This window comes from Pseudomonas sp. TH43 (assembly GCF_016650635.1).
Lineage (GTDB): Bacteria > Pseudomonadota > Gammaproteobacteria > Pseudomonadales > Pseudomonadaceae > Aquipseudomonas.
Map to the genome: position 1 here is coordinate 794,111 of NZ_JAEKFI010000004.1, position 20,202 is coordinate 814,312.

Genomic DNA, 20,202 nt, shown 5'->3' on the forward strand with positions numbered 1-20,202 from the left:
TCTGATCTTCAGCGATAGAAAAGCGAATACCCCACCTGCCCCACCGCCTCATTCAGTAACTGCCCGCTCTGCCAGATCGATTTGAACTCCGGCAGCCAGCCACCAAATGGCCGCGCATTGTCAGTGCCGAGAAAACCTACCGGAGCCGGCACCACTTCAAACCCTGCCTGCTCGAAACACCACACTGCGCGCGGCATATGCCACGCCTGCGTCACCACGACCACACGCTTGATCCCCTGTGGCAACAGCATGTCGGCGCTGAACTTCGCGTTTTCCCACGTCGTGCGGCTCTCGCCTTCCTGCCAACGAACGCTCACACCGAAGTCGTCCAGCAGGGAATCGGCCATCAACTTTGCTTCGGTCGGCGGCGTGCCGTAATGCAAGCCGCCACTGGTCAGGATCGGCAACCCGGACGCCTTGGCCAATCGCGCGGCATAACGCTGGCGCTCAAGCCCGACGCCAGTCGGCTGATCTTCGCCCCAGGCCAGATCGCCGCGCTCACGCCCGGAACCCAACACCACAATGGCATCAGCGCGCTGGGCCAGCGTCGTCCATTCCTGACGGGCCAACGGCGGCTCGCGCTCCAGCGCTTTGGCGCCCCATTGCACAACTACCGGCAGGCTCATCAACCAAAAGCCGCCAAAACCCATGGCAAAAAACAAACCCGCCAGTCGCGGCCGCGAGCGGCGCAGCCACCACGCGGCGAGCAACAGCAGCAACAGAATGCCGGGCGGCAATAGAAGTTGTTTGATGAAATAACGAAAAGGCATCGGGCATCTCCAGAGATGCCCGAAGCCTAAGAGTGTTAATGAAGCGTTACAACCAGTAGGCGGGATCTTGCGGAAAAAGATCCGGTTCTTGACCTGCCATGCGTTTACTTGGCCTGCAAAGCACGTACCTTGACGGTGTCTCTGCCGGGCGCCTTGTCCTTGAGCCAGATGACCTTGGCCGAATGTGCTGCATCGAGCTGCTTCACTGCTTGTGACAGGCATCCATGCGTTTCACGTTCACTACGATCCAGATAGGCCTTGACCAGTTTGAACTCGGCGGGGCTCAAGCCACGCAATTCCAGTTCCAGGGGGCGCTCGTCGCGCAGCCGGTCAGCGGTTTTTACTGCGTCCAGGGCCATCCCCAGACGATCGATCAACCTCTCGTACAACTCGGGTTTCGTCACTTTTTTTTGCCGTTGCTCCACCATCCCTCACCTCATTGAAGATAAGACTCACTCCCCAGTTAGAGCTTAGCTTCGCTATACAAACCGGCTGTACGCCGCGACCAACGGCCCCGACGCAAGTATTGCGGGGTATGTAGCTGTAATCAGGGTTTCCCTAGGCCAAGCGCGGTCATGTATGCTACGGCGCTTCCTGTAATTCCACTTCCAGCTCGTCCGGGCCAACCCCGAGACCTGCGTTGAAGAGGATTAGGCCACCCCTATCCAGTACAAAAGTAGCCATGCACGAACAATATCAGCCCCGTGAAATTGAAGCCGCCGCCCAGTCGTTCTGGGACGAGCAAAAGTCCTTTGAAGTCAGTGAACAGCCAGGCAAGGAGACTTTCTACTGCCTGTCGATGTTCCCTTACCCCAGCGGCAAGCTACACATGGGGCACGTGCGCAACTACACCATCGGCGACGTGATCTCCCGCTACCAGCGCATGCAAGGCAAGAACGTTCTGCAACCGATGGGTTGGGACGCCTTCGGCATGCCGGCAGAAAACGCCGCGATGAAAAACAACGTAGCGCCCGCCAAGTGGACCTACGAAAACATTGCCTACATGAAGTCCCAGCTGCGCAGCCTGGGCCTGGCGGTCGACTGGTCGCGTGAAGTGACCACCTGCAAGCCGGATTACTACCGTTGGGAACAATGGCTGTTCACTCGCCTGTTCGAAAAAGGTGTGATCTACCGTAAAAACGGCACCGTGAACTGGGACCCGGTCGACCAGACCGTTCTGGCCAACGAACAGGTGATCGACGGTCGCGGCTGGCGTTCCGGCGCGCTGATCGAAAAACGCGAAATCCCGATGTACTACTTCAAGATCACCGCTTACGCGGATGAGCTGCTGGAGAGCCTCGACGAACTGACTGGCTGGCCTGAACAGGTCAAGACCATGCAGCGCAACTGGATCGGCAAATCCCGCGGCATGGAAGTGCAGTTCCCGTACAACGTCGACTCTATCGGCGAAGCCGGCACGCTGAAAGTCTTCACCACCCGTCCTGACACCCTGATGGGCGCGACTTACGTCGCCGTGGCCGCCGAACATCCACTGGCCACTCTGGCGGCAAAGAACAATTCCGAGCTGCAAGCGTTCATCGCTGAATGCAAGGGCGGCAGCGTTGCCGAAGCCGACGTCGCCACTCAAGAGAAAAAAGGCCTGCCAACCGGCCTGTTCGTCGAGCACCCGCTGACCGGTGAAAAACTCCCGGTATGGGTCGCCAACTACGTGCTGATGCACTACGGCGACGGCGCCGTCATGGCAGTGCCGGCGCACGACGAGCGCGATTTCGAATTCGCTCACAAGTACAACCTGCCGGTCAAATCGGTGGTGCGCACCAGCTCTGGCGACAGCAACCCGGCCCCGTGGCAAGACGCCTACGGCGAACACGGCACGCTGATCAATTCCGCCGAGTTCGACGGTCTCGACTTCGCTGGCGCGTTCGACGCCATGGAAGTCGCCCTGATCAAGAAAGAGCTGGGCGCCTCGCGCACCCAGTTCCGCCTGCGCGACTGGGGCATCAGCCGTCAGCGCTACTGGGGCTGCCCGATCCCGATCATCCACTGCGACGCGTGCGGCGACGTACCGGTGCCGGAAGATCAACTGCCTGTCGTCCTGCCGGAAGACGTCGTGCCGGACGGCGCCGGTTCGCCGCTGGCACGCATGCCTGAGTTTTACGAGTGCACCTGCCCTAAATGCGGCCAGCCTGCCAAGCGTGAAACCGACACCATGGATACCTTCGTCGAGTCGTCGTGGTACTACGCCCGCTACGCCTCGCCGCATTTTGAAGGTGGTCTGGTGGAAAAATCCGCAGCCGATCACTGGTTGCCGGTCGATCAGTACATCGGTGGTATCGAGCACGCGATTCTGCACCTGCTCTACGCGCGTTTCTTCCACAAGCTGATGCGTGACGAAGGCCTGGTCAGCTCCAACGAGCCGTTCAAGAACCTGCTGACCCAAGGCATGGTGATCGCCGAGACTTACTACCGTCGCGAAGCCAATGGTGCTTACACCTGGTTCAACCCGGCAGACGTGGAACTCGAGCGTGACAGCAAAGCCAAGGTCATCAGCGCCAAGCTGAAATCCGACGGCCTGCCGGTGGAAATCGGTGGCACCGAGAAGATGGCCAAGTCGAAGAACAACGGCGTCGACCCACAGTCGATGATCGATCAGTTCGGCGCAGATACTTGCCGCCTGTTCATGATGTTCGCTTCGCCGCCTGACATGAGCGCCGAATGGTCTGACTCCGGCGTTGAAGGCTCGCACCGTTTCCTCAAGCGCGTCTGGCGCCTGGCGCAAGCCCACGTCACTCAGGGCTTGCCGGGCAAACTCGACGTTGCCGCGCTGAACGACGAGCAGAAAGCCGTGCGCCGCTCGATCCACCTGGCCATCAAACAGGCCAGCCATGACGTCGGCCAGAACCACAAATTCAACACTGCCATCGCTCAAGTGATGACGCTGATGAACGTGCTGGAAAAAGCCGCGCAAGGCACCGAACAGGATCGTGCGCTGCTTCACGAAGGTCTGGAAGCGGTAACGCTGCTGCTGGCTCCGATCACCCCGCACATCAGCCACGAGCTGTGGAACCAACTGGGCCACGCCGACGCGGTCATCGACGCCGGCTGGCCGGCAGTGGACGAAAGTGCGCTGGTGCAGGACAGCCTGACACTGGTCATCCAGGTCAACGGCAAGCTGCGCGGCCAGATCGAAATGCCGGCCAGCGCGACGCGCGAAGAAGTCGAAGCCGCCGCGCGCATCAACGAAAACGTGCTGCGTTTCGTCGACGGCCTGACCATTCGTAAAGTGATCGTTGTACCAGGGAAACTGGTCAACATCGTCGCCAGCTAAATTGGATTGGGCGTCAGGTTCGCCTGACGCACTGTAAAACCTTTCGGGCCGCAGGGTCGGCCCACATGGTTTCAAGGGGAGCAACACAATGATCAAACGCAATCTGCTGGTGATGGGCCTCGCTGTGCTGCTGAGCGCCTGCGGTTTCCAGCTGCGTGGCACCGGCACCACCGAACTGACGATCAAAGAGCTCGACCTGAGCGCGCGTAACGCCTACGGCGAGACCGTCACCGAGCTGCGTCAGGTGCTGGAGTCCAGCGGCGTCAAGGTTTACAGCGGCGCGCCGTACAAGCTGTACCTGTCTGACGAACAGGAAAACCAGCGCATCCTCAGCTACGCCGGTGCTGGCCGTACTGGCGAGTATCAAGTCAACACCGTCCTGAACTACGACATCATTGGTGAACACAACCTCAACCTGCTGAGCAGCAAGCTTGAAGTGCAGAAAGTGTTCATTCACGACGGCAACAACCTTGTCGGCTCCGATCAGGAAGCCAACGACGCTCGTCGCGAAACCCGTCGTGAGCTGGTTCAGCGCATGATGCTGCGTCTGCAACAACTGACCCCGGCGCAACTGCAGCAACTGCAGCAAGCCGCCAATGACCGCGCCAAGGCTGAAGCCGATGCGCTGCAAGCGGCACAAAAGGCTGAAGCGGAAACCCCGCGCCAGTCGCCGCTCGAAGTACCGCAGCAGTAAGACGTTCGGGGCGCTCAGGCGCCCCGTTCGACCTTTCTTATGAAGCTCGCTCCCGCCCAACTCGCTAAACACCTGCAAGGCGCCCTTGCGCCGGTCTACATCATCAGCGGCGATGACCCGCTGTTGTGTCAGGAAGCCGCCGACGCCATCCGCCGTGCTGCGCGCCAGCAAGGTTTCGACGAGCGCCAGGTCTTTGCTGCCGACGCCAATTTCGATTGGGGCACGTTGTTGCAGGCCGGCGCGAGCATGTCGTTGTTCGCCGAAAAACGCCTGCTGGAACTGCGCTTGCCTTCGGGCAAACCCGGTGACAAGGGTGCCGCCGCGTTTATCGAATACTGCTCACGCCCCGCTGAAGACACGGTGCTGCTGATCAGCCTGCCCAAGCTCGATGGCAGTGCGCAGAAGACCAAGTGGGGCAAGGCGCTGGTCGAAGGTCAGCAAACTCAGTTCATCCAGATCTGGCCGGTGGATGCCAATCAGTTGCCGAGCTGGATTCGTCAGCGCTTGTCACAGGCCGGTTTGTCGGCCAGCCAGGACGCAGTCGAATTGATTGCTGCACGTGTCGAGGGCAACCTGCTCGCCGCCGCGCAAGAAATCGAGAAGCTCAAGCTGATGGCCGAAGGCGGGCAGATCACCGTTGAAACCGTGCAGGCCGCTGTGGCGGACAGTGCGCGATTCGACGTGTTTGGCTTGACCGATGCCGTGCTCAACGGTGAACCGGCCCATGCACTGCGCATGCTCGAAGGGCTGCGCGGTGAAGGCGTCGAGCCACCGGTGATTCTCTGGGCACTGGCGCGGGAGTTGCGCCTGCTGGCCAACATCTCGTTGCAGTACAGCCAGGGCACGCCGCTGGACAAGTGTTTCAGCCAGGCGAAGCCGCCGGTCTGGGACAAACGCAAACCGCTGATGAGCAAAGCCCTGCAACGCTACTCGGCGCAACGCTGGGCGCAGTTGTTGCTCGAAGCGCAGCGCATCGACGCGCAGATCAAGGGTCAGGCTGCAGGTTCGCCGTGGATGAGTCTGAGCCGACTGGCTTTGTTGATGTCTGGCCAGCGACTGTCTTTGCCTGCTGAATAAGATCAAAAGATCGCAGCGTGCCGCAGCTCCTACATGGATCGGTGTAGGAGCTGCGGCACGCTGCGATCCTTTGATCTTGTTTTCCTACAAAAACACCCGCATTTGCCCTATAGACAGATGCCCGACATCGGCAGATTATTTGCCGCGCAAAACCCACTCACTGAAGAGACTCCTCATGAGCAAAAAGCCATCGAAACATGGCCCCAACAAGGCCAAATCCATCGTCGCCCAACCCCTGTTCCGCAGTCGTCAGGAACGACCAACCAAGGGTAAAGGCAGCTACCGCCGCGAAGCCTTCCAGTCTGACAGCTGGGAGGCTTCTTACTTTCTGGCTGCCTGAAGCGCAGTACCCCCCGGTCATGTTAAGGTCTGCACCTGATTCGTTTCCCTTGGAACTGTGCATGCCCCCAAGTCTTTCCCGTCGTTGGCCTGTTCGCCATTCGATCGCTGCAGCAAGCTTCGTTCTGCTTGTCGCCTGTGCGGAAAAACCCACCGCCGCCGACGCGCAACCTCTTCAAGCCCCCCCTGTCGCCACGGCCCCAGCGATTATCCCGCCGGTAGTGCCGTCCGCCGACCCTCTCGACCTTCAGCCGACCCAGACCTTTGCCGAATGGCAGGCGGGTTTCCGCAAGGACGCGCTGGCCGCCGGGATTCGTCCTGATCTGTTTGACCGGGCGTTTGCCAATGTCAGCTTCGACGCCAGCGTGATTCGCGCCGACCGCAGCCAGCCAGAGTTCTCGCGCCCGGTGTGGGAATACCTCGACGGCGCGCTGTCGCCGCTGCGTGTGCGCAAAGGTCAGGCGCTGATCAACCAGTACGCCGACATTCTGCAAAGCATCGAGCAGCGCTATGGCGTTGATCGCCAGGCATTGGTCTCGGTGTGGGGCATGGAGAGCAACTTCGGCCAGTTCCAGGGCAGCAAGTCGGTGATCAACTCGCTGGCGACCCTCGCTTATGAAGGCCGGCGTCCGGGCTTTGCCCATGCGCAATTGATTGCCGCGCTGCAAATCCTGCAACAGGGCGATATCACCCCGGAGAAAATGTTGGGCTCGTGGGCCGGTGCGATGGGCCAGACCCAGTTCATTCCGACCACCTACAACACCCACGCCGTGGATTTCGACGGTGACGGTCGCCGCGACATCTGGGGCAGCCCGGCCGACGCTCTGGCATCGACTGCGCACTACCTGCAAAGCTCGGGCTGGCAGCGTGGTCAGCCATGGGGCTTCGAAGTGCAATTGCCGAGCAGTTTCGATTACACCCTGGCTGACGGTGCGATGCGCAAAAGCGTCGCCGAATGGCGTCAGTTGGGCGTGACCCTGCCCAACGGCGGTCAAGTACCTGCCGGTTCCGAACAGCTCTCGGCCGCCCTGCTGCTGCCGGCCGGTTATCGTGGCCCGGCGTTCCTGATCCTCGACAACTTCCGCGCAATCCTCAAGTACAACAACTCGTCGTCGTATGCCTTGGCGGTGAGCCTGTTGTCGGAACGCTTCAATGGCGGTGGTTTGATCAATGGCACGTGGCCAAAAGATGATCTGCCGCTGAGCCGCTCCGAGCGGATCGAATTGCAGAACCTGCTGAGCGCACGCAACTACGATGCGGGCACAGCGGACGGGATTATCGGCGCCAACACGCGCAAGGCGATTCGCAGTGCGCAGCAGTCGTTTGGCTGGCCGGCGGACGGGTATCCGACGCACAAGCTGCTTGAGAGCCTGCGTACTCAGTAAAGCAAGATCAAAAGATCGCAGCCTGCGGCAGCGCCTACAAGGGTCGATGTAGGCGCTGCCGCAGGCTGCGATCTTTTTGTTTTATCGGGTAACGACGTCCTGCTCGAGCATCAACTCTTTCTTGCCGGCATCCAGCCTTACCAACGCGCCCATCGGCAACGTCAGGTTCGGATCGCAGTGTCCGCTGCGCCATCCCGACAGCACTGGAATCCGTAGCGGCTCGAAGGTCTGCTTGAGCAAGCGATTCAGTGCCGCGACATCCACCCCAGCCACATCCCCGACCAAGACACCGCGCAACTTCGCCAGTTTGCCGGCCAGACGCATCTGGGTCAGTAACCGGTCGATGCGATACAGCGGTTCGTTGATGTCTTCGATCAGCAGAATCACCCCTTCGACATCGATTTCGTAAGGCGTGCCCAATGTCGAAGCGATCATTGCCAGATTGCCGCCGAGCAAACGCCCGTGGGCAACTCCGGGCTCAACGGTGGTCAACGGATACGCCACCGGATGACTCAGCACACTCCCCGCTTTCAACTGGCCGCGCAGCATGGCGAAGAACGAAGTCACGGTCGGCGGCTCCTTGTCGCCGAGCAGGTCAGCGTTGAGCAGCGGCCCGTGGAAGGTCACAAACCCGGCGTACCGGCTGATCGCCAGGTGCAGCGCGGTGATGTCGCTGTAGCCGACAAAGGGCTTGGCGTTACGACTGAGCAGGTCGTAGTCGATGCGATCCAGCAGGCGCGGCGTGCCGTAGCCGCCGCGCAGACAGATGATTGCGTCGACTTCCGGGTCGGCGAACGCAGCGTGCAGGTCGTTGAGACGAACATCATCGCTGCCGGCCAGATAGCCATCCTTTTCATAGACGCCGGGGAACACCTTCAGTGCGTAACCGCGGGCGCGCATCCATTGCACAGCCTTGTCGGTGTCCAGCGCGCCGGGCCCGGCAGGCGCAATAACGCCGATCACGCCCTCTGACGGCAGCGCCGGCACCGGTTTATGCGGAAAAAGGCTGTGGGTCGGTCGAACGGTCATCCTTGGGGCTCCCAGTGTGAAGTCATGCGCACACAGTAGTCAGGAAAGCGCGCAAAAAAAAGCCCGCCGGGTTTAAAGCCGCGGCGGGCATTTTTATTCAGCGCTGAATCAGGAACCCATCAACTCAGCCTTGACCAGCTTCGCTTGCTCATCGGCGTGGTACGAAGAACGCACCAGCGGGCCCGAGGCAACGTTCTTGAAGCCCATCTTGTAACCTTCTTCGGCGAACCAGGCGAAAGTGTCCGGGTGGACGAAACGCTGCACCGGCAAGTGGCTGCGCGAAGGTTGCAGGTATTGGCCCAGGGTCAGCATGTCGATGTCGTGTTCGCGCATGCGCTTCATGACTTCGATGACTTCCTCGTCGGTCTCACCCAGACCCAGCATCAGGCCGGACTTGGTTGGAATGTGCGGCATCATCTGCTTGAAGCGTTGCAGCAGGGTCAGCGACCACTGGTAATCCGAACCCGGACGCGCAGCCTTGTACAGGCGCGGCACGGTTTCCAGGTTGTGATTGAACACATCCGGCGGCTCGGCGGCAGTGATTTCCAGGGCGACGTCCATGCGGCCACGGTAATCCGGGACCAGGGTTTCCAGCTGCACGTTCGGCGACAGCTTGCGGATTTCGCGGATGCAGTCGGCAAAGTGCTGGGCACCGCCGTCACGCAAGTCATCGCGGTCAACCGAGGTGATCACCACGTACTTGAGCTTGAGGTCAGCGATGGCGATGGCCAGGCTTTGCGGCTCATTGACGTCCAGTGGCTTCGGACGACCGTGGCCAACGTCGCAGAACGGGCAGCGACGGGTGCAGATGTCGCCCATGATCATGAAGGTCGCGGTGCCGCCGGAGAAGCACTCACCGAGGTTCGGGCAGGACGCTTCTTCGCAAACGCTGTGCAGCTTGTGTTTGCGCAGCAGGCTTTTGATACGGTCGACTTCCGGCGAAACCGGGATGCGCACGCGAATCCAGTCAGGTTTCTTCGGCAGTTCGGTAGTCGGAATGATCTTTACCGGGATGCGTGCAACCTTCTCGGCGCCGCGCAGCTTGACGCCGGCTTCTACCTTGGGACGCGGGGCCGGGCGCTCGGTCACGTCGAGCGTCGGGATCATGGTTTGCACTGCATCAGTAGTCATATCAGTCGATTCCGCCCGTCAGGGTCGTCTGCTCAGCATAGTCGAGGTGTTTGACGAGCTGCGCACGCAGCCGGGCACTTACCTCGGCAAATTCAATCGATCCTGCGTGATCGCTCAGCTGGGTCATCGCCAGCCCGGCATAGCCGCAGGGATTAATCCGTCGAAACGGTTCCAGGTTCATATCCACGTTCAGGGCCAGGCCATGAAAGGAACAACCGTGGCGAATCCGCAAACCCAGAGAAGCGATTTTCGCGCCATCGACGTATACGCCGGGAGCGTCTGGCTTGGCCGCTGCGGTTACCCCGTAGCTGGCCAGCAGTTCAATCAGGCAAAGCTCCATGCGACTGACCAGATCGCGCACGCCGAAACCCAGCTTGCGCACATCCAGCAGCAAGTAAGCCACCAATTGGCCGGGGCCATGATAAGTCACCTGGCCGCCGCGATCGACCTGCACCACCGGGATATCGCCCGGCAGCAACAGGTGTTCGGCCTTGCCGGCCTGGCCCTGAGTGAACACCGGCGGGTGTTCGACGAGCCAGATTTCGTCGGCGGCATCGCTGCCGCGTTCGTTGGTAAAGCGTTGCATGGCATGCCAGACCGGCTCGTACGCCATCTGGCCGAGCTCACGAAAGCCCAGCGTGCCCGGCATCACAACACCATATGCACGAAGCCGGTCGCCCGCAGTTCGCTGTTGATGTTGTACAGCTGATCCTGGTCGGTCGCGACGATGTGCAACTGAATCGTGGTGTATTTGCCGTTGGTGCTTTGACGTTCGTCGATACGCTCATCATTGATGGTCGCGTGTTTTTTGACGATGTCGATGATCTTGTCTTTGTTGCCCACTCCGGTATCGCTGATCACCTTAACGGGATAATCAGTCACCGGGAATTCGATCTTTGGCGCCTTTACTTCGGTATCGGTCATGGCGTAACGGCCTCTTAAGCCGTGGTAACGCGCATGGCCCCGCACCGGATCGGGGCGGGGCCATGCAGGTCAACACAAATCAGTTGAACAAGCCGTAGAAGAATAGACGGATGCTATCCCACATGCGGCGGAAGATACCACCCTCCTCGACAGCGTCCAGAGCGATCAGGTCGGCGCTGTGCACAACCTTGTCTTCCAGTTTCACTTCGACTTTACCGATCACGTCGCCCTTGGCGATTGGCGCGGTCAGTTGCGGGTTCATGGTCATGCTGGCTGCGAGCTTTTTCAGCTGGCCTTTTGGCAGGGTCATGGTCAGGTCTTCAGCCAGGCCGGCCTTGACTTGATTGGTGGTGCCTTTCCACACCGGGGCCTGAGCCAGTTCGGTGCCCTTCTGATAGAAGGTCTGGGTTTCGAAGAAGCGGAAGCCGTAGGTCAGCAACTTCTGGGTCTCAGCGGCGCGAGCCACTTCGCTGTTGGTGCCGAACACCACAGCAATCAGGCGCTGGCCATCACGTACAGCCGAGGACACCATGCAGTAGCCGGCTTCGTCGGTGTGACCGGTTTTCAGACCGTCAACGGTCTTGTCACGCCACAGCAGCAGGTTGCGGTTAGGCTGCTTGATGCCGTTCCAGAAGAACTCTTTCTGCGAGTAGATCGCGTAGTGAGCCGGGTCTTCGTGGATGATCGCGCGCGCCAGGATCGCCATGTCGTGAGCCGACGAGTAGTGCTCAGGATTTGGCAGACCGGTCGGGTTCATGAAGTGGGTGTTGCTCATGCCCAGATCAGTCACGGTTTTGTTCATCAGGTCGGCGAAAGCGTCTTCGCTGCCGGCGATGTGCTCGGACAGTGCCACGCTGGCGTCGTTGCCGGACTGGATGATGATGCCGTGCAGCAGGTCGCTGACCGTCACCTGCGAGCCGACTTTGATGAACATCCGCGAACCGCCGGTACGCCAGGCGTTTTCGCTGACGGTCACCGGGTCGTTTTCACCGATCTGGCCACGACGGATTTCCAGGGTCGCAATGTACGCGGTCATCAGCTTGGTCAGGCTGGCCGGCGGCAGACGCTGGTCACCGTTGCTTTCTACCAGCACGTTGCCGCTGGCGGCATCCATGAGGACGTAGGCTTTGGCGGCCAGTTGTGGTGGCGACGGCATCATCTCGGCCGCGAAGGCGGCTGGCGAGAGGAGCAGCGGGACTAGCAGACACAGGCGTTTGGCAAAGGTGGTGATGTTCATCCGTCTCTCGAAATCGCTAATGGAAACTGCCCTAAGGCAAAATTTAATCAGATGACTTTCTAACGAGCCATCGCGTATTCAGTTGCTCACTCCAGTCACCCTTGCCGGGCTTTTGTTCTTCGACGAGCCAACAACCTGATTCACCCCCCAATCGCTGGTGAATCGTCAATCAAGTCCTACGTATTGCTTATTCCGTGACCACACTTGGCGAACCAAGGTTGGCCAGGCGCACGCTGTTCTGCACCTGGGCAATTTCACCCGGCGAACCGATCGGCCCCAGACGCACCCGATGCAGGGTCTGCTGATTGCGCACGATCGAGCTGATGAACACCGGAGCGCTCACCATCCCGCTGAGCTTCGACCTCAGGAGTTCTGCAGCGTCCGGGTTGGCGAACGCGCCCACCTGCAGATACTGGCCAGTTGCTGTTGCAGAAGCGTTTTTTTTTGCACTCATCGGCACCGGGACGGTGTCAGAGGCATGTTGCTGCGGTGGCGGCGTCCACTGCTCGACGGTGCCGGCCGACGCCGTGATCACCGGCGCGCTGTTCTGCGCGACCTGCGGCTCGTTGAGCATCAACGGTGCCGGACGGCCCTTGGCTGCCCAATACTGCTGCGGATCGATGCCTTCAACCTTGACGCGCGCGGTGCCGGTTTCGGCGTAACCGAGTTTTTTCGCGGCGGCGTACGACAAGTCGATGATGCGATCGGAATAGAACGGCCCACGGTCATTGACCCGCAGGATCACCGTGCGGTTGTTGTCCAGGTTGGTCACCCGAACGTAACTTGGCAGTGGCAATGTCTTGTGGGCAGCACTCATGCCGTACAGGTCGTAGACCTCGCCATTGGCGGTGTTCTGACCGTGAAACTTGGTGCCGTACCAGGACGCCGTGCCCGAGGCAACGTAGGTCTTGGATTCCTGCAACGGGAAATAGGTTTTGCCCAGCACGGTGTACGGGTTGGCCTTGTACGGGCCAGTGTGCAGGGTCGGTGTGGCATCAGGGATGCGCGAAACATCGACGTCCCACCACGGCGCGCCGTCTTTGTGCGCGCGGTTGATGTCCAGACCCGGCTGCGCTCGCACAGCGGTATTGGAGGTTTTCGGCGTCGGCGAACGGCTGGTCGTGCAGCTGGCGACCAGCACCGCCAACGCAGCGAATGCCACCAGCTTCAGGGGTTTATTGTTAGGCAATGCCCGCATTACTTGACGCCCCGTGCTTGTACCAGCTGTTCAGACAGTTGATGTACGGCCATGGCGTACATCACGCTGCGGTTATAACGCGTGATCGCGTAGAAATTCTTCAGGCCCATCCAGTATTCAGGGCCATTTTCGCCTTCGAGGCGAAATGCAGTCACCGGCATATCATCGCGCAGCGCATCATGACTCGACCAGCCCAGCGCCCGCAACTCTCCGACGGTCTTTGTCGGCTCGATGCCCGTGGTCAGGCCGGCATCGACCTGATCGCCACGCACATCGGCGCGGCTGACCACAGGCTCGCCCGCCACCCAGCCGTGACGCTTGAAATAACTCGCGACGCTGCCGATCGCATCGTCCGGGTTGTTCCAGATATTGATGTGGCCGTCACCGTCGAAATCCACCGCATAGGCGCGAAAGCTGCTCGGCATGAACTGCGGCAAGCCCATGGCCCCGGCGTAGGAGCCTTTGAGGGTCAGCGGATCGACCTGCTCTTCACGGGCCAGCAGCAGAAACTCACGCAATTCCTTGCGGAAAAATTCGGCACGCGGAGGATAGTCGAAACCGAGCGTGGACAAGGCATCGATCACCCGGTAATTACCGGTATTACGTCCGAAAAAGGTTTCAACGCCGATGATCGACACGATGACTTGTGCCGGTACGCCGTATTCCTGCTCGGCACGGGCCAGTGTCGCCTCGTGCTGACGCCAGAAGTCCACACCTCGCGCAATACGCGCGTCAGTGATGAACATCGGGCGGTATTCTTTCCACTGCTTGACCCGCTCTGCAGGTCTGGAGATGGCGTCGAGAATCGCCTGCTTGCGCTGAGCCTCGCGGAAAACCCCCATCAGTTGCTCACCGGCGAAACCGTAGTCGCGGGTCATTTCACCGACGAACTCGGCCACCTGCGGCGAGCCTTCGTATTCGCCGGCCAGCGCTTCCTGCACGCTCCCCAGCAGGCCCATCAGGCCAACCAGCGGCGCGCATCGAGTCGCCCAGCCACGCATTACTTGCATTGAACTCTTCACCTTATTCAAACCTGTGCGATCCACTTGCGATGGGTATGGATCGACATCAAAACCCCAAACGCTGACAGCAGCGTCACCAGCGAAGTTCCTCCGTAGCTAATGAACGGCAACGGCACCCCTACGACCGGCAACAGGCCACTGACCATACCGATGTTGACGAAAACGTAAACAAAAAACGTCATGGTCAACGCGCCAGCGAGCAATTTGCCGAACAGCGTCTGTGCCTGAGCGGTGATCACCAGGCCCCGGCCAATCAACAGCAGATAGATCAACAGCAGCGCACAAATGCCCACCAGACCGAATTCTTCGCCCAGTACCGCAATGATGAAGTCGGTGTGGCTTTCCGGCAGGAAGTCCAGGTGCGACTGGGTGCCGAGCAGCCAGCCTTTGCCGAACACGCCACCGGAACCGATGGCGGCTTTCGACTGAATGATGTTCCAGCCCGTGCCCAACGGATCGCTTTCCGGGTCGAGGAACGTCAGGATTCGTTGCTTCTGGTAGTCGTGCATGATGAAGAACCACATGGCGACGGCCACGGGTACGGCAGCGGCCAGCACGCTGAGGATCCAGCGCCAGCGCAACCCGCCCATGAACAGCACGAACGCACCGCCAGCGAGAATCAGCAGCGACGTACCAAGGTCGGGCTGGCGCACGATCAGAATGAACGGCACACCGATCAGCATCAAACTGATGCCGACATGCTTGAGCTGCGGCGGCAACGTGCGTTTCGACAGGTACCAGGCGATGGTCGCCGGCATCAGGATCTTCATGAATTCCGAGGGCTGAAAGCGGATCACCCCGGGAATGTTGATCCAGCGTGTAGCGCCCATGGCGTTGTGGCCCATGATGTCCACCACCATCAGCAGCACCACCCCGATCACGTAACCGAGCGGCACCCAGCGCGCCATGAAGCGCGGTTCGAACTGGGCAATGACAATCATCGATACCAGACCGATGCCAAACGAAGTGGCCTGTTTGGCCAGCAGATCCCAGCTCTTGCCACTCGCCGAATACAGCACGAACAGACTGCCGGCGGCGAGGATCAGCAACAGAATCAATAACGGGCCATCGATATGCAGTCTTTGCAGCAACGTCGCGCGGCGACGCATCACATCCTCACTGGAGAGCATGCGATCAAAATTATTCATCACGGGCCGTAGCCTCCGCACTGATTGGGCTGGCGTATTCGGCCTTCAAACGTCCGTCCTGATCGAGCAGCCAGGCGTCCATGACCTGACGTACTACCGGCGCGGCGACGCCGGAGCCGGACTCACCGTTCTCGACCATCACCGACACCACAATGCGTGGATCATCGGCCGGGGCGAAGCCGACGAACAAGGCGTGGTCGCGGTGGCGCTCCTGAACCTTGGAACGGTCGTACTTCTCGCCTTGCTTGATCGCAACGACCTGGGCCGTACCCGATTTACCGGCGATACGGTATTGCGCGCCAATGGCGGCTTTACGCGCGGTACCACGGGCGCCGTGCATGACCTGCTGCATACCGTGGTTGACCTTGGTCCAGTCCGACGGGTCGCGCAGGACAATGTCCGGTATCGGGTTTTCGTCGATCGGCTTCACCCCTTCGAGGGATTTGGCCAGGTGCGGACGGTTCCACACGCCTTTGTTGGCGACCAGCGCTGTGGCCTGGGCCAATTGCAGTGGCGTCGATTGCATGTAGCCCTGGCCGATCCCGAGGATCAGGGTTTCGCCGGGGAACCACGCCTGTTTGCGCGTCGCACGTTTCCATTCGCGGGACGGCATCAGGCCGGGGGATTCTTCGAACATGTCCAGCGAGACCTTCTGGCCGATGCCGAACTTGTTCATATAAGCCGACAGCCGATCGATGCCCAGCTTGTGCGCCAGGTCATAGAAGTAGGTGTCGTTGGAACGCATGATCGCCGTGTCGAGGTCGACGAAGCCATCACCGGTGCGGTTCCAGTTACGGTACTTGTGGTCGTAGTTGGGCAGCATGTAATAGCCCGGGTCGAACACTCGGCTCGACGCCGTCACCACACCCGAATCGAGACCGGCAATCGCCACCGCCGGTTTGATCGTCGAGCCCGGCGGGTACAGACCGCGCAGCACACGGTTGAACAGCGGCCGGTCAATGGAATCGCGCAACTCGGCATAGGCCTTGAAGCTGATCCCGGTGACGAACAGGTTCGGGTCGAAACTCGGCTGGCTGACCATCGCCAGCACTTCGCCGGTCTTCGGATCCAGCGCCACCACCGCGCCACGACGCCCGCCGAGCGCGGCTTCGGCCGCCTCCTGCAATTTGATGTCGAGGCTGAGGACGATGTCTTTGCCGGGAATCGGATCGGTACGCTTGAGCACGCGCAGAACACGGCCACGGGCGTTGGTCTCGACCTCTTCGTAACCGACCTGACCGTGCAATTCCGGCTCGTAGAAACGCTCGATGCCGGTCTTGCCGATGTGATGGGTGCCGCTGTAGTTGACCGGATCGAGGGTTTTAAGCTCTTTCTCGTTGATCCGCCCCATGTAACCCACCGAGTGCGCAAAGTGCGCGCCCTGCGGGTAGTGACGAACCAGTTGCGCAACCACTTCGACGCCGGGCAGACGGAACTGATTCACCGCGATGCGGGCGATCTGCTCTTCGGTCAGCTCGAACAGGATTGGCACCGGCTCGAACGGCCGGCGCCCCTGACGCATGCGTTTCTCGAAGATCACCCGATCCTCGGGCGTCAGCTCCAGCACTTCGACAATCACATCGAGCACTTGCTGCCAGTCGCCGGAGCGCTCGCGGGTCATGCTCAGACTGAAGCTTGGACGGTTGTCCGCCACCACCACGCCGTTACGGTCGAAAATCAGCCCGCGCGTCGGCGGAATCGGCTGCACGTGGACGCGGTTGTTTTCCGAAAGGGTCGAGTGGTACTCGTACTGGATCACCTGCAGGAAATACAGCCGCGCGATCAACACACCGATCAGCAACACGATCGCAATGGCCCCGAACACGACGCGGCTACGCACTAAGCGTGCGTCTTTTTCGTGGTCCTTGATGCGGATCGGCTGAGACATGAGGGCAGGATTACTTGTGGTAAGGGTGACCGGACAGCACGGTCCAGGCACGATACAACTGTTCGCCGATCAGGATCCGCACCAGCGGGTGCGGCAACGTCAACGGCGACAACGACCAGCGCTGATCGGCGCGGGCACAGACTTCCGGCGCCAGCCCTTCCGGGCCACCGACCATGAAATTGACCGTGCGCGAATCCAGCCGCCAGCGGTCGAGTTCGACCGCCAACTGTTCGGTGCTCCAGGGTTTACCGTGGACTTCCAGCGTGACAATCCGCTCGTTCGGCCCGACCTTGGCCAGCATGGCTTCGCCTTCCTGGCGGATGAAACGGGCCACGTCGGCATTCTTGCCACGGGTATTGAGCGGAATTTCCACCAGTTCCAGCGCCAGCTCGGACGGAAGACGCTTGGCATATTCATGCCAGCCTTCTTCCACCCACTTGGGCATGCGTGAACCGACGGCGATCAGGCGCAGTCGCACAGCAATCCCTTACAGCTGGTCTTTATTGAGCTTGGTGAAATGCTCGTGGGTGTTTTCCGGGCTGTGGTGCTTGGCGTCTGCCGCACGGCTTTGCTCAGCACCAGCCCACAGGCGTTCCAGGTCGTAGAACTGACGTGCCGAGGCAGTCATCATGTGCACGATCACCAGGTCCAGGTCCAACAGCACCCAGTCGCTGTCGCCCTTGCCTTCTTCGCCCAGCGGCTTGGCGCCCTGCTTTTTGACTTCTTCGCGAACCTTGTCGAGCATCGCGTTGATCTGGCGATTGGACGTACCAGTGGCGATGATCATGTAGTCAGTGATGCTCTGCTTGTCGCGAACATCGATGATCTGGATGTCTTGTGCCTTGACGTCTTCCAGGGCAGCTACGGCCAGTTTGACCAGTTCGTCGCCTTTGAGCGGCTCATTGGTGTTGACCGGCTCTGGCAGCGGGGCGCTCTTGAATGTGCCTTTGCGCTTTACTTTGGTTTGGTCTTTGTCAGTCATATAAAACTCGTTTTGCTCATATATTCGGCGGCTTGGCGACACGTGGATTCGTATCAGTGAAGCACGCCTTGTTCAGTTCGACGCACGATACAGACCGTGCGCATCGATGTAGGCCAGGACCGCGTCGGGCACCAGGAAACGTACCGACTTACCGCTGGCCAGCAGTTGACGGATCTGGGTGGCGGAAACCGCGAGCGGTGTCTGCCAGACGAATGCAATCTGTCCGCTCGGCCCTTTCAGGGCCAGCGGGTCGCTCACCGAACGCGCTGCCAGCAGGTTGCGCAAGGCATCCGGCGGTTCGCTGTCGGCGTCCGGGCGCTGTAGCACCAGGATGTGGCAATGCTGGAGCAACTCTTCCCAGCGGTGCCAAGTGGGCAGGCCGCAAAATGCGTCCCAGCCCAAAAGCAGAAAAACCTGGGTCTCGGCGGGCATTTCGGCGCGCATCAACTCCAGGGTATCAATGGTGTAGGACGGTTTATCCCGCTGCAATTCGCGGGCGTCCACCACCAGCGGCGGCACTCCGGCCACCGCGCACTCGACCATCGCCAGCCGATCCTGCGCCGACACTTGCGGCGTATTGCGATGCGGCGGGCGGGCGCTCGGCGTCAGGCGTAATTCGTCGAGCGCAAGCGCTTCTGCGACTTCCAGGCCACCACGCAAATGACCGATGTGCACCGGATCGAACGTTCCGCCCAGTACGCCGATGCGACGGGGCCGGGGCTCGCTGCCGGTACGCGGCGCTGTCAGGTCGAGGTCGGTCAAGTCAGACCGTCGCCTGGCCGCGCAACTGGCCATCACCAACGACGATGTACTTCTCGCAGGTCAGTCCTTCGAGGCCCACCGGGCCACGGGCGTGCAGCTTATCAGTAGAAATGCCGATCTCGGCACCCAATCCGTATTCAAATCCATCGGCAAAGCAGGTCGGGGTGTTGATCATCACCGACGCCGAGTCGACTTCCGCCACAAAACGGCGGGTGTCGGCGAGGTTTTCGCTGACGATCGAGTCGGTATGGTGCGAGCCGTAATGGTTGATGTGTTCGATGGCTTGATCCAGACCGTCGACCACACGGATCGACAGGATCGGCGCCAGATATTCGGTGTTCCAGTCGTCTTCGCTGGCCGCCACGGCCTCGATGATCGCCCGGGTGCGCGCGCAACCGCGCAGCTCGACGCCTTTTTCGCGGAACTGGGCAGCCATCGACGGCAGGAAATCCTTGGCAACGGTTTGATCGACGAGCAAGGTCTCCATCGCACCGCAGATGCCATACCGATAGGTCTTGGCGTTGAAAGCGATACGCTGGGCTTTCGGCAGATCGGCGTGGGCACTGACGTAAACGTGGCAGATGCCGTCCAGATGCTTGATCACCGGCACGCGGGCATCGCGGCTGATGCGCTCGATCAGGCCACGACCACCGCGCGGCACGATCACGTCGACGTACTCGGGCATGGTGATCATCGCGCCGACGGCGGCGCGGTCGGTGGTTTCGACCACTTGCACCACGGCGGCGGGCAATTCTGCCTCGGCCAGACCGCGTTGAATGCAGGCAGCGATGGCACGGTTGGAATGGATCGCTTCGGAGCCACCGCGCAGGATGGTTGCGTTGCCCGACTTCAGGCACAGGCTTGCGGCATCGATGGTCACGTTCGGTCGGGATTCGTAAATGATCCCGATCACGCCCAGTGGCACGCGCATTTTACCGACCTGAATGCCCGACGGACGGAAGCTCATGTCACGGATCGCGCCAACTGGGTCCGGCAACGCTGCGACCTGACGCAGGCCGACGATCATGCCGTCGATGCGTGCCGGGGTCAGTTCCAGGCGCTCCAGCAGCGCGGGTTCCAGACCGTTGGCGCGACCGGCGGCCAGATCCTGTTCATTGGCTGCAGCCAGTTCGGCGCGCGCAGCGTCCAACGCATTGGCAGCAGCCTGCAAGGCGCGGTTTTTCTGCGCGGTGCTGGCACGGCCGATGACCCGGGAAGCTTCGCGGGCGGCGCGACCCAATCGGGTCATATAGTCAAGAACGGACTCAGTCATGGTCTGCTGGGGTCTTGGCAAAGAGGAAAGCGGCAGATTATAGCTGTCGCGTCT

Annotated in this window: 20 protein-coding genes; 5 read left to right on the top strand and 15 right to left on the bottom strand. The window is 60.6% G+C overall.

Going from position 1 to position 20,202, the window contains the following annotated elements:
• Positions 1-8: 8 nt before the first annotated feature.
• Both JFT81_RS19930 and JFT81_RS19935 read right to left on the bottom strand, forming a co-directional pair.
• Positions 9-770 carry a YdcF family protein gene (locus JFT81_RS19930; protein WP_201228627.1) on the bottom strand — a complete coding sequence of 254 codons (762 nt, stop codon included), beginning with the start codon at positions 768-770 and terminating at the stop codon, positions 9-11.
• A gap of 104 nt (positions 771-874) precedes the next feature.
• Positions 875-1,198 carry a hypothetical protein gene (locus tag JFT81_RS19935; protein WP_201228628.1) on the bottom strand — a complete coding sequence of 108 codons (324 nt, stop codon included), beginning with the start codon at positions 1,196-1,198 and terminating at the stop codon, positions 875-877.
• Between the two features lie 254 nt (positions 1,199-1,452).
• Here JFT81_RS19935 and leuS point away from each other — a divergent pair, with 254 nt between their 5' ends.
• From leuS to JFT81_RS19960, 5 genes are all read left to right on the top strand, one after another.
• Positions 1,453-4,059 (top strand): leucine--tRNA ligase, encoded by a 2,607-nt coding sequence (leuS, locus tag JFT81_RS19940; RefSeq protein WP_201228629.1) that lies wholly within the window; start codon positions 1,453-1,455, stop codon positions 4,057-4,059.
• 88 nt (positions 4,060-4,147) lie between these two features.
• Entirely contained in the window at positions 4,148-4,753 is a 606-nt protein-coding gene (gene lptE / locus JFT81_RS19945) for an LPS assembly lipoprotein LptE (RefSeq protein ID WP_201228630.1), read from the top strand.
• 39 nt (positions 4,754-4,792) lie between these two features.
• Positions 4,793-5,830, top strand: a complete 1,038-nt coding sequence (gene holA, locus JFT81_RS19950) for a DNA polymerase III subunit delta (RefSeq protein WP_201228631.1) — start codon at positions 4,793-4,795, stop codon at positions 5,828-5,830.
• A 175-nt stretch (positions 5,831-6,005) separates the two neighbouring features.
• A complete protein-coding gene (gene arfA, locus JFT81_RS19955) occupies positions 6,006-6,170 on the top strand; it encodes an alternative ribosome rescue factor ArfA (RefSeq protein ID WP_016986126.1) in 165 nt (54 codons plus the stop codon).
• Between the two features lie 61 nt (positions 6,171-6,231).
• The gene (locus tag JFT81_RS19960; protein ID WP_201228632.1) at positions 6,232-7,554 is read left to right on the top strand and encodes a lytic murein transglycosylase; all 1,323 of its coding nucleotides are present in this window, start codon (positions 6,232-6,234) and stop codon (positions 7,552-7,554) included.
• Positions 7,555-7,635: 81 nt separating this feature from the next.
• Here JFT81_RS19960 and JFT81_RS19965 read toward each other — a convergent pair whose 3' ends face one another.
• The 13 genes from JFT81_RS19965 to JFT81_RS20025 form a co-directional block, all read right to left on the bottom strand.
• Positions 7,636-8,583, bottom strand: a complete 948-nt coding sequence (locus JFT81_RS19965) for an LD-carboxypeptidase (RefSeq protein WP_201228633.1) — start codon at positions 8,581-8,583, stop codon at positions 7,636-7,638.
• Positions 8,584-8,691: 108 nt separating this feature from the next.
• Entirely contained in the window at positions 8,692-9,690 is a 999-nt protein-coding gene (gene lipA, locus JFT81_RS19970; RefSeq protein WP_162184605.1) for a lipoyl synthase, read from the bottom strand.
• Between the two features lie 25 nt (positions 9,691-9,715).
• Positions 9,716-10,363, bottom strand: a complete 648-nt coding sequence (gene lipB, locus JFT81_RS19975) for a lipoyl(octanoyl) transferase LipB (RefSeq protein WP_008087909.1) — start codon at positions 10,361-10,363, stop codon at positions 9,716-9,718.
• Positions 10,363-10,638 carry a DUF493 domain-containing protein gene (locus tag JFT81_RS19980; RefSeq protein ID WP_039761816.1) on the bottom strand — a complete coding sequence of 92 codons (276 nt, stop codon included), beginning with the start codon at positions 10,636-10,638 and terminating at the stop codon, positions 10,363-10,365. Before JFT81_RS19980 ends, lipB begins: the two co-directional genes overlap by 1 nt.
• Before the next feature lie 79 nt (positions 10,639-10,717).
• Positions 10,718-11,875 carry a D-alanyl-D-alanine carboxypeptidase family protein gene (locus JFT81_RS19985; protein WP_201147404.1) on the bottom strand — a complete coding sequence of 386 codons (1,158 nt, stop codon included), beginning with the start codon at positions 11,873-11,875 and terminating at the stop codon, positions 10,718-10,720.
• Positions 11,876-12,062: 187 nt separating this feature from the next.
• Positions 12,063-13,073, bottom strand: a complete 1,011-nt coding sequence (locus JFT81_RS19990) for a septal ring lytic transglycosylase RlpA family protein (RefSeq protein WP_007909599.1) — start codon at positions 13,071-13,073, stop codon at positions 12,063-12,065.
• Complete coding sequence (gene mltB, locus JFT81_RS19995; protein WP_201228634.1) at positions 13,073-14,083, bottom strand: lytic murein transglycosylase B; 1,011 nt, start codon at positions 14,081-14,083, stop codon at positions 13,073-13,075. The genes JFT81_RS19990 and mltB overlap by 1 nt, the downstream gene beginning before the upstream one ends.
• A 17-nt stretch (positions 14,084-14,100) precedes the next feature.
• Positions 14,101-15,204 carry a rod shape-determining protein RodA gene (gene rodA, locus JFT81_RS20000; RefSeq protein ID WP_177431391.1) on the bottom strand — a complete coding sequence of 368 codons (1,104 nt, stop codon included), beginning with the start codon at positions 15,202-15,204 and terminating at the stop codon, positions 14,101-14,103.
• Positions 15,205-15,235: 31 nt separating this feature from the next.
• Entirely contained in the window at positions 15,236-17,131 is a 1,896-nt protein-coding gene (gene mrdA / locus JFT81_RS20005; protein ID WP_201228635.1) for a penicillin-binding protein 2, read from the bottom strand.
• 10 nt (positions 17,132-17,141) lie between these two features.
• Complete coding sequence (gene rlmH / locus JFT81_RS20010; protein WP_003185785.1) at positions 17,142-17,609, bottom strand: 23S rRNA (pseudouridine(1915)-N(3))-methyltransferase RlmH; 468 nt, start codon at positions 17,607-17,609, stop codon at positions 17,142-17,144.
• 9 nt (positions 17,610-17,618) lie between these two features.
• A complete protein-coding gene (rsfS, locus tag JFT81_RS20015; RefSeq protein ID WP_016986117.1) occupies positions 17,619-18,113 on the bottom strand; it encodes a ribosome silencing factor in 495 nt (164 codons plus the stop codon).
• Between the two features lie 72 nt (positions 18,114-18,185).
• Complete coding sequence (gene nadD / locus JFT81_RS20020; protein ID WP_201147401.1) at positions 18,186-18,875, bottom strand: nicotinate-nucleotide adenylyltransferase; 690 nt, start codon at positions 18,873-18,875, stop codon at positions 18,186-18,188.
• 1 nt (position 18,876) lies between these two features.
• Positions 18,877-20,148, bottom strand: coding sequence for a glutamate-5-semialdehyde dehydrogenase (locus JFT81_RS20025; RefSeq protein ID WP_201228636.1), 1,272 nt, complete (start codon positions 20,146-20,148; stop codon positions 18,877-18,879).
• Between the last annotated feature and the right edge of the window lie 54 nt (positions 20,149-20,202).